This window comes from Polaromonas sp. P1_G2 (assembly GCF_056405515.1).
On sequence record NZ_JBFUBY010001373.1, the window covers coordinates 1 to 414 of the forward strand.

The 414-nt window shown below is 69.8% G+C and carries 1 protein-coding gene; it reads left to right on the top strand.

Annotated elements, in window-relative coordinates:
• Positions 1-414: FAD-dependent oxidoreductase (locus tag AC1D0P_RS30625; RefSeq protein WP_477680171.1), on the top strand; the 414-nt coding region annotated here is incomplete at both ends.

Consider the following 414-nt stretch of genomic DNA (forward strand, 5'->3'; position numbering starts at 1 on the left):
GCGCGAGATCGGCTGGGAAGGCCACGAGCTGCTCGGCGACATGGCGCATGCCTATTGCTACGCCCAGCGCACGCGCGAGGGCCGGATCACCATGGGCGGCCGCGGCGTGCCCTATCGCTTCGGCTCCCAAACCGACGACCGTGGCCGGACGCAGGCTGCGACGATCGCGCAGCTCAAGGCCATCCTCTACCGGCTGCTGCCGCAGACCAAAAGCCTCAGGATCGACCATGCCTGGTGCGGCGTGCTCGGCGTGCCGCGCGACTGGTGCACGACGGTCGGCCTCGATCGGCAGACCGGGATCGGCTGGGCAGGCGGCTATGTCGGCCTCGGCGTCTCCACCTCCAACCTCTCCGGCAGGACGCTCAGAGACCTGATCCTCGGCCTCGACACGCCGCTTGCGACGCTGCCATGGGT